The following is a 13,386-nucleotide window of genomic DNA, read 5'->3' as shown; positions in this document are numbered from 1 at the left end:
TCTATCTTTATAAAAACCATGGAGTTTGTATGAAAATCACTCAAATGACGCGCCCTGTTAGCCTAGGCGTTATCGCAGCACTAAGCTTATCATTGATGGCATGTAATCAAGACAAGCCAGCCGACACCAAAACCGAAGCACCTGCTGCCAACGCTGACCAAAAAGCTGAAACCGCCGCTGATAATGCAGCCCCTACCACAGGCGATGTCACCATCAAGACCGCCACAGGCGAGCAAACTATCCCTGCCAATCCTAACCCCATCGCTGTCTATGATATGACCGCCTTACAAAACCTAAAAGCCCTAGGCGTGGCGGTACAAGGCGTACCATTTGCTGAGATGAATGCTGAAACGGTACAAAAAATCGACCTAAAAGCAGACGGCACACCAGATGGTACAAGCGTTGGCACATTGTTTGAACCAAGCCTAGAGGCACTACACGGTCTAAAACCACAGGCGGTATTTATCGGTTCGCGCATGGCAGAAAAAGCAGAAGAGCTGGGTAAAATTGCCCCAACTTATAACCTAACCATCGACACCAACAACGTCTATGAGTCAAGCAAACAGCAAATTACTGATTTTGGTAAAGTGTTTGGCAAAACTGCCGAAGCGGATAAGCTAATCGCCGACATTGATGCTGCGATTGCCGAGACCAAAAAAGCAGTAGAAGGCAAAGGTAATGGTCTTGCCATCCTGATCAATGGTAACAAGATGAGCGCCTACGGCAAAAACTCACGCTACGGCTATCTGCACACCACCTTTGGCATCCCAATGGCAGATGAGAACATCCAAGAGGCTCGCCACGGTCAGCCGATTAGCTTTGAGTATCTACAAAAGGTTGATCCTGATTGGTTGTTCGTTCTAGATCGTACGTCAGCGATTGGCGAAGAAGGTGTGTCTGCCCAAGAAGTGCTGAACAATCCACTCATGCATAACACCAAGGCCTATAAGAACAACCAAATCGTCTATGTTAGCCCAGATTCATACCTTGCCTTTGGCGGTTATTATCAATGGCTAAAAGACACTAAGATTGTGACTGATGCATTCAACAATGCAAAACCTGCGCAATAATCCTGTTGCTACGATCCATACAAAAGGCGAATCACATTCGCCTTTTGTTGTTATTTCGATTTAGTTATCAGGTGCCTAACATCGTGCATCTTAATCAATTAGTGATATAATTCTCAGCCTACAATCTCTAACTGATCCCATCTCAAGAACCGCAGGAACTTTAGTCCATGACCACCCGCGAAGCGACCTTATCGCCCCACGGTCTTAACCCAAGGTTTGTAAATTTTGGCGCATTATTACTTTTGTTCATTTTTATTGTCATCAGCATTTCGGTGGGGGTGGCGGATTTTTCATGGGCAAAACTCTTTGACGACACCGACAACAGTTCACAGTTATTTTTGGTGAGCCGTCTGCCCCGTACGCTCGCTTTGATTTTGACAGGGGCGAGCATGGCGATAGCAGGCATGATGATGCAGGTCGTGCTAAAAAACCGCTTTGTTGAGCCATCTATGGTTGGGGCGACGCAGTCGGCGGTGCTTGGGATTTTGCTCACAAGCCTTTATATGCCAACCTTGTCCCTTTTGGGTAAAATGAGTGTGGCAACGGTCATGGCGTTTGGCGGTATGATGGTTTTTATGCAGATTATCAAACGCTTACCGCCCACGGACTTTCTCATCATTCCGCTTGTGGGGATTGTGTTTGGGGGGATTATTGATTCGGCGACCTTGTTTTTGGCGTATCAGACCGAGACGGTGCAAATGCTGTCGGTGTGGCGGTTTGGCGATTTTTCTAGCGTGCTGGCAGGACGGTATGAGACCTTGTGGCTGGTGGGGGTTTTGTCCGCCATTGCCTATATCATGGCAGACCGCTTGACGATTATCGGGCTTGGGGACGGTATCGCCAAAAACTTAGGGATCAATAAAGACGCTGTCATGTGGCTAGCGATAGGCATGGTGGCGATGATAAGTGCGGTGGTGGTGGTAACGGTAGGGGCGATTAGCTTTGTCGGGCTTGTCGTGCCAAATATCGTGAGCCGTCTGGTGGGAGACCGCCTGCGAGTGTCGCTCCCTGCGGTGGCGTTGCTTGGTGCGTCTTGCGTGCTTTTGTGCGATATTATCGGGCGTGTGATACGCTATCCCTTTGAAATCCCTGTCTATGTCGTCTTTGGTGTGCTGGGGTCGGCACTGTTTTTGTGGCTTTTGTCAAAATCAAAATAGGGGCGTGTGATGAATTTTGAAAAGTTATTGGGCAATCCTATTTTGTTGGCGTTTATCGTGCTACTTATCGGCTGTGGGCTGTATTTGACCCTAAATGTGGTGAGTTGGGATTTTGCCTTGCCCCTGCGTACTCGCAAACTCATCGCTTTTTTGGTGGTGGGCTATGCGGTGGGGGTGTCCACGCTACTGTTTCAAACGCTTACGCATAACCCCATTTTAACGCCAAGTCTCTTGGGCTTTGATGCCTTGTATGTCTTGATACAGAGTCTCATGCTGTTCTTTTTGGGTATGCTAAGTTATGTAACCCTGCCAACGGTGGGTAAATTCGCCTTTGAAGTGGCGGTCATGATGATGATGTCGGTGATTTTGTTTCGTTTTTTGTTTACCAAGCATAATCAAGACTTGACACGGCTTATCTTGGTGGGTGTGATTTTTGGGACGTTGTTTCGTAGCTTGTCCTACATGGTTGCTCGCATGATAAATCCTGATGAATTTGTAACCGTACAAGCCCAAAGCTACGCCAGTTTTACCGCCGTCAATGTCAATCTACTCATCACAAGCGTGGCGCTGTCGGTGGCGACTTTTATTTATGTGTGGCGACAACGGTTTGCGTTGGACGTGCTACTCTTGGGCAGAAATTGTGCCATTTCGCTTGGCGTGCCGTATCATAAGCTGTCTCTTGGCATTTTGATGACAATCTCGCTACTCGTATCCATGGCAACCGCCCTTGTGGGTCCGATTACGTTTTTTGGGCTACTTGTGTGTGCTTTGACCAATCGTTTTTGTACCAAAATGGCTCATGGCGAGAGGCTGATTTTGGTAACGCTCATCGCCAGTAGCACGCTCATCGTGGGACAGGCGGTGTTTGAGCATGTCTTTAAAATGGCAGGCGTGCTTGAAGTGGTAATTGAGCTGTTTGGCGGGGTGGCGTTTTTGCTACTGATTTTTACACAATATAGCAAACAACGTACAATGCAATAATTCTTAATACATAAAATTTAATCTATAAATTTAGGTTGTTGAATGAAAAATAAATTAAAATCATTGCATTTGTTTGATGTGATTATTTTGGCAATGATATTTTTTGGTTTTGCCATTTATAGTTCCAACATGCAGTTTTTTGAATTGATAAGTCATGAGCAGGTTGCCCCCGAGACTTTGGAATTCAACAGTTCAAGCAATTGGTCGGGGATTTTGAGTGAAATTGTGGCATTATTGGTGGCGTTTGGGTATTTGACCTATCGTAAATTTGATTTTAAACAATTAAATTTTAGTGTCAATCGCTGGACATTGCCAAAAGTGGTGCTGTACATTCTCATTGCAGGAACGGTGGCATCGCTTTATGAGTATTTGCAATACTGGGCTTTTCCCGAGCTTTATCCGACCACGGAGGCGCATTATGGGGCAAGCGAGCATTTTAGTATGTGGTCGCCCTCCTTTATTTTATTTGCCCTGCTAAATGGCTTTTATGAAGAAGTATTTTTTATTGGATTGGTGGCATTGACCGCAAAAAAACATTTGCCCCTTGCCATTGTGTTTACTTTGTTTGTGCGATTTGCCTTTCATACCTATCAAGGATTGGCAGGAGCATTAACCATTACCACTTTGGGGATTGTGTTTTTGTTATTACGCTATAAAAGTGATGAATTGTTGCCATTTACTTTGGCACATTCATTTTTTGATTTATTTGGGCTTGGCTTGCCTTTGTATTTGTTGGAATAATTGGGGTATTTATGATAAAAGTAAAAAACGTCAGCCACAACATCGGCGATTTACCCATTTTAAAAAACGTAAACTTTGAGCTACCCACAGGGCAAATCATCGCACTCATCGGAGCGAACGGGGCGGGCAAAAGTACGCTGTTTAGCCTGATGGCTCGCATGAATCCTTTGCAGGACAAATCCGCCTGTATCAGCTTTGATGGGCATGACATCAGTACCGCCACAGATAGTGATATGGCAAAAGTGGTCGCCATGCTCGCCCAAGAAAACCACATTCAGGGGCGACTGCGTGTGCGTGAGCTACTCATGTTTGGGCGTTATCCTTATCATCAGGGCAGACCCACACAGGCGGATAAGGATAAGGTGGAGGAGATGATTACAACCTTTGAATTAGAGCCACTTGCCGAGCGGTTTTTGTCGGATTTGTCGGGCGGTCAGCGTCAGCGTGTGCTGATTGCCATGGTGGTGTGCCAAGATACGCCGTATATCCTGCTTGATGAACCGCTCAACAACCTAGATATGTACCACGCAGGGCGACTCATGCGACAGATGAAGGTGCTGGCAAGTTGTGGCAAAACGGTGGTTATCGTGCTACACGACATCAACCAAGCGTCCCAATTTGCCGATACGGTCGTCATGATGAAAGGGGGCGAAGTGGTGTCGGTGGGTATGCCAAAAGACGTGCTAACCGCCCAGAATATGAAAGTACTCTATAACGTGGACGTAACGGTCTTGATGCACAATGGCAAGCCGATTGTGGTGGATGTGGTGTGAGAAGGGGGCGAATGTTCGCCCTTTGTTTTATTTCTCCCCCACCTTATTCCCCACCAAAAACGCTACCAAACCAATCACCAACGCAGGTACGACAGCGTGCAAATCCCATAAGGCGATTTTGAAATAGGCAATGATGACATAGCTTGTCAGACCTGCCACCATAGACCATATCGCCCCTGTGGCATTGGCTTTTTTATAATACAATCCAAAGACCAGCACCCATAAGAAAGTCGCTTCCAACCCACCAAAGGACAACAGGTTTAGCCAAATCAGCATATCAGGCGGATTTAGCATGGCAACGACCGCCAAAATCACGGTAAAGCCAAGCGTTAGCGTGGTGGAGTAGCGTTTGATTTTGGCTTCATTATGTATGGCATCAGGTTTGATAGACAAATACAAATCCTTAATCAGCGTGCTTGACGACTGTATCAGCATCGAGTCAATGGACGACATAATCGCCGCCATGGGAGCCGCCAAAAATATCCCTGCCACAAAGGGTGGTAGCACCGTCATCATGAGCGTGGGAATGACCTTGTCAGGCACATCAAGCTCAGGCACGACCGCACGAGCCAGCACCCCTGACAAGTGCATACCCAGCACCAGCACCGTCATCACCACCGTGCCGACAAGCATCCCCCGATGTAGCGAGCGACTGTCCTTATACGCCATCGCCCGTACCGCCGTATGGGGCAAGCCAATGAGACCAAAGCATACTAGCACCCAAAACGACAGCATAAATGTTGCCGACAGCTTATCATCAACGCCTGTGGGGGTCAGTAGGCGTGGGTCAATGGCGTGCAGGGCGGTCATGGCGTTCCCCATACCCCCTGTGGCGACAAGCGTTGCCCCAAGTAGGAGCATCGTACCGATGAGCATGACAAGCCCCTGCACGGTGTCGGTCAAGACCACCGCACGAAAGCCCCCAATAAAGGTATAAAGCCCAATCACAAGGGCAAACACGCCAATCGACCATTCATAAGGCAGACCCAGTGTCGTTTCAAGCAGACGACCTGCCCCAATAAACTGCACCACCATCATGCCAAAAAACGCCAGTAGGAGCGAGACACACGCAAGCCACACCACGACTTTGTTTTGATAACGGGCAAACAGCAAATCGTTAATGGTAATGCTACCTGTTTGGCGGGCGAGCATGGCAAACTTCTTACCAAGCGCGCCAAGCGTGAGCCAGATTGCAGGCACTTGTATCATGGACAGTAGCACCCAGCCCAAGCCAAATTTATACGCCGCCCCTGGGCCTCCGATAAAAGAGCTTGCCGAGACGTAAGTCGCCACCGTGGTCATCGCAAGCACAAATCCGCCCATAGAGCGAGAGCCGATATAGTATTCATTTAAAAATTCGCCCATTTTGCGTTTTTGATAAGCGTGCCATGCCACCCCAAACACAAAAAATAGATACAGAACAAGGGGGATTAAAATTTGAATATTTAAATTCATGCGTTGTCCCCTTTGTCTGATGTCAAATCGGTATCCAAATCCACTTCCTTATAAACCGCCTTTAATACCGCCATACTGATTAAAATAAAAATCAATGGCAGAAAAATACAGCTTAACTCAAACCACAACGGCAAGCCCAAAAGCCCTGTCCCTGCTGGCATAAAATACGCAAAAATCACCCAACCCGCCATATACAGGAGTGTCAGATACACCGCCCATTTGGCTTCACGGTTGAGCTGATGGTTAAGGCTTGATTGAGTGTGGGTGGGCTTGGGTGAATTGGAGTTGCCAGTCATACCATTTCCTTGTCTTAAAATTGGCATCAAAGGGAAAAATTGCATTAGTGTATCACAAAATTTTACGGCAAAAGTCAAAACTTTGCGATAAAATAGCCTGAATTTTAAGATTAATGATTTTAAATTTTATTCATTTATTGGACATGAATTAAGGATGTGGTATGAGTTTGCATGACATATTAAGCCATCGTCGTTCTGTGCGCGATTATCTGCCTGTTGCTATTGATGAAGCGCTGGTGAAGCATTGCCTGGAGCTTGCTACGCTGGCGCCCACGAGCTCAAACATGCAGCTGTACGAATTCTATCATGTGACGGATAAGGCGCTACTGGCGAAGCTTGCCAAGGCGTGCCTGTCTCAAGGCGCAGCGACCACTGCCGATCAGATGGTGGTATTCGTGATTCGTCCTGATTTGCATCGTGCGCGCGCCAAAGCGGTGTTAAATTTTGAAAAATATAACGTCAAAAACTACAGTCCTGCCGACAAAGTACCCAACCGCACCAAGCGATTCGAGCATTATTATAATCGCCTGATGCCGCTCCTATACAGTCAGACCAAGCTTGTGCCGACCGCACGCCAGATGCTTGCTCGTACGATTGGGCAATTTCGTCCGATTCAAGCGGATGTGTCCTTTGATGACATGCGTGTTGTCATGCATAAGAGCTGTGGTCTGGTTGCGCAGACGTTCATGCTTGCCATGAGCGAAAAGGGCCTTGATACCTGTCCGATGGAAGGCTTTGATGGCAGAATGATCAAGGATCTCTTGGATTTGCCCGAAGAATGCGAGATCAATATGGTCGTCTCATGTGGCATCCGTAGCGAGAAGGGTGTTTGGGGCGAGCGTTTCCGCGTGCCGTTTAATGACGTATATCGCAAGTTATAAGAATTCTTATTGGTTACATAATCCTACATAACTCTTGGGGTTTGGGCTTTTTTGGGTCGGGTTTTTTGTTATAATGAAATGACTAGGCAGGGTAAAAGCCCAACTGATCATTAAGACAAAAGGACAAAAATATGACTACCATTACCGCCAATAAAGACATCTTCAGCGCATTGATCGCCAAGCACGACATCCAGCGCGACCTATGCAAAAGCTTCCAAAAGCGCGTCGATGCCAAAGATAGAGATAAGGCAAAAGAAGTATTCTTAGAATTAGAAGCAGAATTAAAGGCGCACGCAGCCGCCGAAGAGCGTCATCTTTATGTGCCTGTGATGGCATTTGATGAAGGGCTTGATCTGTCTCGCCACGCCATCGCAGAACATCATGAGATGGATGAGCTGATGGCGACATTGGGCGATGGTCGCACCGGTGATGATAGATTCTTTGAGACGGCGAACGCACTTATTGAAGAGACGATTCACCACCTAAAAGAAGAAGAAAACGAATTCTTTAAAGAAGCCAAAAAGCTACTCGATGCCGACACCCAAAAACGCCTAGGCACGCTTTATCAAGCTGAACATGATGCCTATGAAGCCAGACACGAAGGCTAAGCATTAGACATAATAAAATACCGCCAATGATGCATTGAGCGGTATTTTATTATCACCATGAAACTGTGATGGGGTAAGCGGTGGCATTTATTTTTTCTTTTTGCCGCCTTGTACCGCTTTAAAGCGTGGATTGGATTTACAGATGACGAAGGTGCGCCCACGACGACGGACGACTTGGCAGTCTTCGTGGCGGGTTTTGGCAGATTTTAGGGATGATAGTACTTGCATGGAGAACCTCGCATGATTATTTGGGTAATTATTTAAATGTTATAATATAACTTTAAATAAATTATACGCCTACCCATTTCCTTTTGCAAGCACTAATTGAAAATAATTCTTAAAAAGGTTCGGAGCTAAATCATGCGTTAGATTGGATTAATGCTTGGATGATGCCGTCTTTGTTTTTTAGGCGTTTGATGGTGTGCCAAAGATGCTCGGCTTCAGCATACCCCTTGGTGAGCATGCCCAGCCATTGCTTGTAGCGCCCGATGAGCCCTGATTGATTGTCTGTATCGTCATGTAAGAATGCGATTTGATGAGTGATCAGCTTATTCCAAGGTAGCTGGATGTTCTCATTGTGGATGCGTGCGATCAGATCAGGGCGGGTGACCGCGCCGCGCCCAAGCATCAGATGTGGTGTGTCTGCCTGTGCCGTACAGCGATGAGCATCGTCAGCCGTCCAGATTTCGCCATTGGCGATGATGGGTATGCCAAGATTATTAAATGGCGCAATAAGCTCCCAGTAGGCGGGCGGTTTATAGCCTTGGGTCTTGGTGCGAGCATGAACCGTTAGCCAGCTTGCCTTGGCAGTGCGTACCGCATCACCAATCTCGCCCATCTTAGAGGTGTCGGTGTAGCCAAGTCGAATCTTGGCACTGACGGGAATATGCGCAGGTACGGCTTGGCGAACAGATAGGATAATGTCATGAACTGTCTCGGGCTCATCGAGCAGTACAGAGCCGCCTTTGTGGTTATTCACGGTCTTGGCAGGACAGCCAAAATTCAAGTCAATCGCGTGCGCCCCAAGCTCGACCGCCGTGAGTGCACTTTGGCTCATGGTATCTGGGTTATTGCCAAGCAGCTGCACGTGAATGGGCGTGCCACTGGCGGTCTTGCCACCGGTGTGTAATTCTGGCACGAATTTATAAAATACATGCGCAGGCAGCGGATAGTGTGTCACCCGAATGAATTCACTCACCGACCAATCATAAGGACGACCAAGATCACTGGCAATCTGCGTGAGAATCCGGCGCATCAACGGATCAGTCAGGCCCTCCATCGGGGCGAGCAGGCGAACAGGATGATTAAAAAAATGGCTAAAATCAGTCATAGAAAGGCGGTCTTATTTATAGATGAGCTTCTTGTCATCGAGCACAAGCGATGCCAATAGGTCGCTGATGTGATGCACGTCAAGGATTTCTTTAGCGCGAGTGCAGGCAACATAGAGCAGGCGCAGCTCTTCGGGAGTGATCTTGATGCTTTGGCGATTGATGTCGTATAAGAAATCATCGCTGATCTGCACGCGATTCCATTCAAGACCCTTTGCCTTATGTGCGGTAGAGACGACATAGTCGGCATGGCTTTGGGTGGTGAGGCTTTTGATGGCGCTTGAGATGGTCTGCGTGCCGTGTTCTTCGATGAGCTTAACCCATGTCTTGAGGTCAGAGCCTTCGCCCGTTTCGCTAAATTCCTGCACTTCACCCCAATGCTTAAAAAAAGCCAACTCAGGCACGCCATAGGCGGATTTGCCCGTTTTTAGGCTCTCGGCAGCATGACAAAATCTTAAAATCCGATCGCTGTCGGCTTGTAGAGCGACTTTATGCCCTGCCTTAAGCCCTGCCAATAGATGACTCATGGCGGTGGCGTTGGTACGGCAAAGTATAGCGTCTTTTTTGCCGTGGGTGAGCAATTTGGCGATGCGACTCGGGGTGTTTGGATTGCCTTTTAGTGGGATGGTTTCTTGTAATGCGGTCAAAAAAACGTTGGCAACCTTGGCAATCTCATCGCCAAAGCGAAACGACTGCGTGAGCAGCGTCTGTGGATAAGGCAGGCGTTTCATGGCGTTCAGCGCACCGCGCCATTCGTAGATCTGCTGGTGCGCGTCGCCCACATAGATGGTCTGTTTGTCTTGGCGGATGAGTGCGCCCATCATGAGCGGGTCGGCGTCTTGCGCTTCATCGAATAAGATAAAGTCAGCAGGAATGATGGGATTTGATAGCGTCCAGAGCTTTAGGTAGATATCATGTCCGATGCCTGACTGATGACGGGGATCGATCGACTGTAACCAGCGCATCTCTAGGGCGGGGTATAGCAGTTCTTGGAGTCTCTCGCCGTCTTTCTCGTCCAGCCAAGATGGTGGGGTGATGTGCCGCGGCGCAGGGTAGGCGCTCGATGTTTTACAAAAATTGGTGATGCCTTCTGAGACGATGTTGGCAAGCTTAGCAGGGGTTAGCGTGATGGATTTTTTGATGCCATCGACTTTACGTTCCACTTGTATGGCGGATAGATTTAGCTCATTTGCCAGTCGGCTTGGTGTTAGGCGTGGCAGGCTGACCTTCGCGGTTACATCACGATTGACATGGCGATAGGCAAGCGAGTGGAAAGTCTGACAGCGTACGTTTCTTGGGAATTTGCCTTGTGCTTCGTTGGCGATGGCTTTGTTGAATGCCAAATAAAGACCACGCCCTTGCATGTGCTCGCTGATGAGCTTCAGCGTGGTGGTTTTGCCCGCGCCAGCATAGGCGACGATCTTGAAGGATTGACCTGTCATCGCCATGTTAAGGGCGTTGATTTGCTCATCGGTGGGCGCAGGCGTGGTTATCTGATTCATGGGCAAATTTAGCAATAAAAACAGCCAATTATAACACAATTGGCATTGCTTTGTTCGCAAGATGGCATTTAGTCGGTGGTGGGATTATCAGCGCTTTCGTCTTTGACCAGAAGTCTTGCCATGAATAATCCTGCCTCGAACAGCAGGCACATCGGGATGGCAAGCATCAACATGCTGGCACCATCGGGCGGGGTAACGATGGCAGCGATAAAGAAGCAGCCCACGATGATATAGCGGCGTTTATCAACCAGTGACTGCGGGGTGACGATGCGCATCAAGACCAGCAGCAGCGTCGCCACAGGAATCTCAAACATCACGCCAAACACCGCAAACAGCTTAATAACAAAATCAAGATAGCTTTGGATGTCGGTCATCGGCAGGACGTTGTCGGGCGCGAACATCACGAAGAATTTCAGCGCAGGGACAAGCACCACAAAGTAAGCAAAAGCCACGCCAACATAAAACAGCACAATCGCCGACAGTAGTAGCGGCAGGGCAGTACGCTTCTCATGTTTATACAGTGCAGGCGAGACAAAACCCCAAATCTGGGCAATGAGGAACGGCACGGTAATGAACAGCGCCACAAAGAAAGTCAGCTTAATCGGCGCCAAAAAACCCGATGCGACATCGGTTGCGATGAGACTTGCTTCACTAGGCAATAGCGCGACCAGAGGATTTGAAATCAGGTCGTACAGCTCACGACTAAATCCCACCAAAGCCAAAAATACCACAATCACCGCCGCAAAAATGCGGATGAATCGTGTCCGCAGTTCAGCAAAGTGTGCCATCAATGGCATGTCGGCGTCATTATCTAATCGATGGCTCATGATGTCGTCGTATAAAGTAAGGGGTCTGCCTTATAATTAGGCATGAAGGGTGCTTGGGGTAGGCGGCGCTTTTTATCATAATCACCCAGCAGGAACCAATGATTCACCATGGGCAGGTTAAATGCAGTCTCTAGCGCAGCCGCTTGATGAAAGTCTTGATTGCTGGTGTCTTTTGATGGGTTGGTATCTTGATGTTCGCCCTCATCGGCGCTGTCTTGCCAAGCGTCTAAGATGTGCTGTTTATTTGCTTTGGCGACTTGTTCGGTTTTGTTTAGGCTTTGTTGGAGCTCTGCCATTTGCGCTTTCATCTTGGCTTCGGATTCGCGGATTTTGGCAAGTTCGCCTTTGAGTTCTTCTTGAACTTCTAACAGCTGCAGTTCGCTGACGAACTCACTTTGTAGGCGAGTTGATAGGCGGCGAAATTTGCCGTACCATTTACCAAGCGTGCGCGCTGCCACGGGCAGTTTTTCAGGCCCAAGCACAATCAGCGCAATCACACCAAACAGCGTTAATTCAAAAAAACCAAGATTCAGCACGAAGTGATCCGAACTTATTAAGCGTCTGTTTTTTCAGCTTGTTCGGCTTTTTTGACTTCCTTGACATCGGCGATGATGGGTTTATTTTCACCGTCAGACAGCTTAGGCTTGTCTTCGTCTTTGACCGCATCTTTGAAGCCTTTGACGGCAGAGCCTAGGTCTTTGCCTGCGTTTTTAAGTTTGGAGGTGCCAAAAATAACCACAACCACAACCAATAAAATCAGCCAATGTGTTAATGAAAATCCGCCCATAATTACCCTTTTTATTTAACCATTAGATTGTAAATATTTTAGCACAGATTAGTTTGTGCGTGAATTTTTCTCATCGATGCCTGACAGTCCAAAGCGTCTGCCAAGCTCAGCCAGCACGTCATCGCTCGATAGTCCCAACTGATGCAAGGCGACCAAGCTGTGAAACCACACATCCGCCACTTCATAGACGACGTCAGCACGAGCTTCATTGTCATCTTTGGCAAGCGCGCGAACAAGTTGCAACTCTTTGGCGGCGATGATCGCTTCGGTGGATTCTTCGCCGACCTTCTCTAGGATTTTGTTTAGACCCTTATGATACAGACTGGCGACATAAGAGCTGTCTTTATCAGCGTTCTTACGCTCATGCAGAATCTTATCAAGCTCGACCAATACCGTCTGTGCAGACGTGCCTTGTGCCTTGGTGGCAGGGTGATTGACAGCGGTGTCATGCGCGCCATAAATCTCATCAGGATTTTTGATCACCTCATCGACGGCCAGCCATTCACCTCGCTCAACATCAAGCTTTTGATAAAAGCAGCTTTCACGCCCGGTGTGACAAGCGATACCGCCAATCTGAGTGATGATGAGCGTGATGACGTCAGCGTCGCAGTCAGTGCGAATCTCGTGGACGATCTGAGTGTGGCCACTGGTTTCGCCTTTGTACCATAGCTTGCCACGGCTGCGGCTATAATACACGCCTTTACCTGTCTTGGCGGTGAGCTCGAGCGCCTCACGGTTTTGCCACGCCATCATTAAGATGCGCCCTGTGTCTTTGTCTTGGGCGATGGCAGGAATGAGTCCGTTTTCGTCGAATTTTAGAGTGTCTAGCCAGTGCGTCATGATAATTGTCTTTTGTTACCAAATGATGAAATAAATCTAAAAATCAGCCCTCAGCGCACACCAAAGCCATTGGGCTGCAGAATGATGGTCAGCGCGCCAAGCACGACCAATGCTGCACCCAACATGTCCCATGAGCTGAG

Annotated in this window: 16 protein-coding genes; 7 read left to right on the top strand and 9 right to left on the bottom strand. The window is 48.1% G+C overall.

Going from position 1 to position 13,386, the window contains the following annotated elements; all coding sequences use genetic code 11:
* Positions 1 to 29 precede the first annotated feature (29 nt).
* From GY683_RS07325 to GY683_RS07305, 5 genes are all read left to right on the top strand, one after another.
* On the top strand, positions 30 to 1,070 hold the full coding sequence (locus GY683_RS07325; RefSeq protein ID WP_297288111.1) for a siderophore ABC transporter substrate-binding protein: 1,041 nt from the start codon (positions 30 to 32) through the stop codon (positions 1,068 to 1,070).
* 167 nt (positions 1,071 to 1,237) lie between these two features.
* Complete coding sequence (locus tag GY683_RS07320) at positions 1,238 to 2,227, top strand: iron chelate uptake ABC transporter family permease subunit (protein ID WP_297288110.1); 990 nt, start codon at positions 1,238 to 1,240, stop codon at positions 2,225 to 2,227.
* A 9-nt stretch (positions 2,228 to 2,236) separates the two neighbouring features.
* Positions 2,237 to 3,208 (top strand): iron chelate uptake ABC transporter family permease subunit, encoded by a 972-nt coding sequence (locus GY683_RS07315; protein WP_297288109.1) that lies wholly within the window; start codon positions 2,237 to 2,239, stop codon positions 3,206 to 3,208.
* 42 nt (positions 3,209 to 3,250) lie between these two features.
* A complete protein-coding gene (locus GY683_RS07310) occupies positions 3,251 to 3,949 on the top strand; it encodes a CPBP family intramembrane glutamic endopeptidase (RefSeq protein ID WP_297288108.1) in 699 nt (232 codons plus the stop codon).
* 11 nt (positions 3,950 to 3,960) lie between these two features.
* Complete coding sequence (locus tag GY683_RS07305; RefSeq protein WP_297288107.1) at positions 3,961 to 4,722, top strand: ATP-binding cassette domain-containing protein; 762 nt, start codon at positions 3,961 to 3,963, stop codon at positions 4,720 to 4,722.
* 27 nt (positions 4,723 to 4,749) lie between these two features.
* Here GY683_RS07305 and panF read toward each other — a convergent pair whose 3' ends face one another.
* Together panF and GY683_RS07295 are read right to left on the bottom strand one after the other, a co-directional pair.
* Positions 4,750 to 6,177 (bottom strand): sodium/pantothenate symporter, encoded by a 1,428-nt coding sequence (panF, locus tag GY683_RS07300; protein WP_297288106.1) that lies wholly within the window; start codon positions 6,175 to 6,177, stop codon positions 4,750 to 4,752.
* Complete coding sequence (locus GY683_RS07295; protein WP_297288105.1) at positions 6,174 to 6,473, bottom strand: YhdT family protein; 300 nt, start codon at positions 6,471 to 6,473, stop codon at positions 6,174 to 6,176. Before GY683_RS07295 ends, panF begins: the two co-directional genes overlap by 4 nt.
* 161 nt (positions 6,474 to 6,634) lie before the next feature.
* Between GY683_RS07295 and GY683_RS07290 the strand changes: the two genes are divergently transcribed.
* Together GY683_RS07290 and GY683_RS07285 are read left to right on the top strand one after the other, a co-directional pair.
* Entirely contained in the window at positions 6,635 to 7,354 is a 720-nt protein-coding gene (locus GY683_RS07290; RefSeq protein ID WP_297288104.1) for a nitroreductase family protein, read from the top strand.
* A gap of 131 nt (positions 7,355 to 7,485) precedes the next feature.
* The gene (locus GY683_RS07285; RefSeq protein WP_297288103.1) at positions 7,486 to 7,962 is read left to right on the top strand and encodes a hemerythrin domain-containing protein; all 477 of its coding nucleotides are present in this window, start codon (positions 7,486 to 7,488) and stop codon (positions 7,960 to 7,962) included.
* 87 nt (positions 7,963 to 8,049) lie between these two features.
* Here the strand turns inward: GY683_RS07285 and ykgO are convergent, their stop codons facing one another.
* From ykgO to hisIE, 7 genes are all read right to left on the bottom strand, one after another.
* Positions 8,050 to 8,190 (bottom strand): type B 50S ribosomal protein L36, encoded by a 141-nt coding sequence (ykgO, locus tag GY683_RS07280; protein WP_036366773.1) that lies wholly within the window; start codon positions 8,188 to 8,190, stop codon positions 8,050 to 8,052.
* 130 nt (positions 8,191 to 8,320) lie between these two features.
* Positions 8,321 to 9,292, bottom strand: a complete 972-nt coding sequence (locus GY683_RS07275) for a tRNA-dihydrouridine synthase (protein WP_297288102.1) — start codon at positions 9,290 to 9,292, stop codon at positions 8,321 to 8,323.
* Between the two features lie 12 nt (positions 9,293 to 9,304).
* Positions 9,305 to 10,792, bottom strand: a complete 1,488-nt coding sequence (locus GY683_RS07270; protein ID WP_297288101.1) for a UvrD-helicase domain-containing protein — start codon at positions 10,790 to 10,792, stop codon at positions 9,305 to 9,307.
* A gap of 68 nt (positions 10,793 to 10,860) precedes the next feature.
* A complete protein-coding gene (tatC, locus tag GY683_RS07265) occupies positions 10,861 to 11,619 on the bottom strand; it encodes a twin-arginine translocase subunit TatC (RefSeq protein ID WP_297288100.1) in 759 nt (252 codons plus the stop codon).
* A complete protein-coding gene (gene tatB / locus GY683_RS07260) occupies positions 11,616 to 12,155 on the bottom strand; it encodes a Sec-independent protein translocase protein TatB (protein WP_297288099.1) in 540 nt (179 codons plus the stop codon). The genes tatC and tatB overlap by 4 nt, the downstream gene beginning before the upstream one ends.
* A gap of 17 nt (positions 12,156 to 12,172) precedes the next feature.
* A complete protein-coding gene (gene tatA, locus GY683_RS07255) occupies positions 12,173 to 12,406 on the bottom strand; it encodes a Sec-independent protein translocase subunit TatA (RefSeq protein WP_036366781.1) in 234 nt (77 codons plus the stop codon).
* Between the two features lie 48 nt (positions 12,407 to 12,454).
* Positions 12,455 to 13,246, bottom strand: coding sequence for a bifunctional phosphoribosyl-AMP cyclohydrolase/phosphoribosyl-ATP diphosphatase HisIE (gene hisIE / locus GY683_RS07250; RefSeq protein WP_297288098.1), 792 nt, complete (start codon positions 13,244 to 13,246; stop codon positions 12,455 to 12,457).
* Positions 13,247 to 13,386 lie beyond the last annotated feature (140 nt).

This window comes from Moraxella sp. (assembly GCF_024227015.1).
Taxonomy (GTDB): Bacteria; Pseudomonadota; Gammaproteobacteria; order Pseudomonadales; family Moraxellaceae; genus Moraxella.
The sequence above is the reverse complement of the archived record's forward strand: the minus strand, read 5'-3'. Positions and strand labels throughout refer to the sequence as shown.

Excerpts from the sequence above, each read along its gene's own strand:
- GY683_RS07275 (WP_297288102.1), bottom strand. The coding sequence starts at position 9,292 with ATGACTGATTTTAGCCATTTTTTTAATCATCCTGTTCGCCTGCTCGCC.
- GY683_RS07305 (WP_297288107.1), top strand. The coding sequence starts at position 3,961 with ATGATAAAAGTAAAAAACGTCAGCCACAACATCGGCGATTTACCCATT.
- hisIE (WP_297288098.1), bottom strand. The coding sequence starts at position 13,246 with ATGACGCACTGGCTAGACACTCTAAAATTCGACGAAAACGGACTCATT.
- GY683_RS07295 (WP_297288105.1), bottom strand. The coding sequence starts at position 6,473 with ATGACTGGCAACTCCAATTCACCCAAGCCCACCCACACTCAATCAAGC.
- tatA (WP_036366781.1), bottom strand. The coding sequence starts at position 12,406 with ATGGGCGGATTTTCATTAACACATTGGCTGATTTTATTGGTTGTGGTT.
- GY683_RS07325 (WP_297288111.1), top strand. The coding sequence starts at position 30 with ATGAAAATCACTCAAATGACGCGCCCTGTTAGCCTAGGCGTTATCGCA.
- GY683_RS07320 (WP_297288110.1), top strand. The coding sequence starts at position 1,238 with ATGACCACCCGCGAAGCGACCTTATCGCCCCACGGTCTTAACCCAAGG.
- GY683_RS07310 (WP_297288108.1), top strand. The coding sequence starts at position 3,251 with ATGAAAAATAAATTAAAATCATTGCATTTGTTTGATGTGATTATTTTG.
- GY683_RS07315 (WP_297288109.1), top strand. The coding sequence starts at position 2,237 with ATGAATTTTGAAAAGTTATTGGGCAATCCTATTTTGTTGGCGTTTATC.
- GY683_RS07290 (WP_297288104.1), top strand. The coding sequence starts at position 6,635 with ATGAGTTTGCATGACATATTAAGCCATCGTCGTTCTGTGCGCGATTAT.
- ykgO (WP_036366773.1), bottom strand. The coding sequence starts at position 8,190 with ATGCAAGTACTATCATCCCTAAAATCTGCCAAAACCCGCCACGAAGAC.
- GY683_RS07285 (WP_297288103.1), top strand. The coding sequence starts at position 7,486 with ATGACTACCATTACCGCCAATAAAGACATCTTCAGCGCATTGATCGCC.
- tatC (WP_297288100.1), bottom strand. The coding sequence starts at position 11,619 with ATGAGCCATCGATTAGATAATGACGCCGACATGCCATTGATGGCACAC.
- GY683_RS07270 (WP_297288101.1), bottom strand. The coding sequence starts at position 10,792 with ATGAATCAGATAACCACGCCTGCGCCCACCGATGAGCAAATCAACGCC.
- panF (WP_297288106.1), bottom strand. The coding sequence starts at position 6,177 with ATGAATTTAAATATTCAAATTTTAATCCCCCTTGTTCTGTATCTATTT.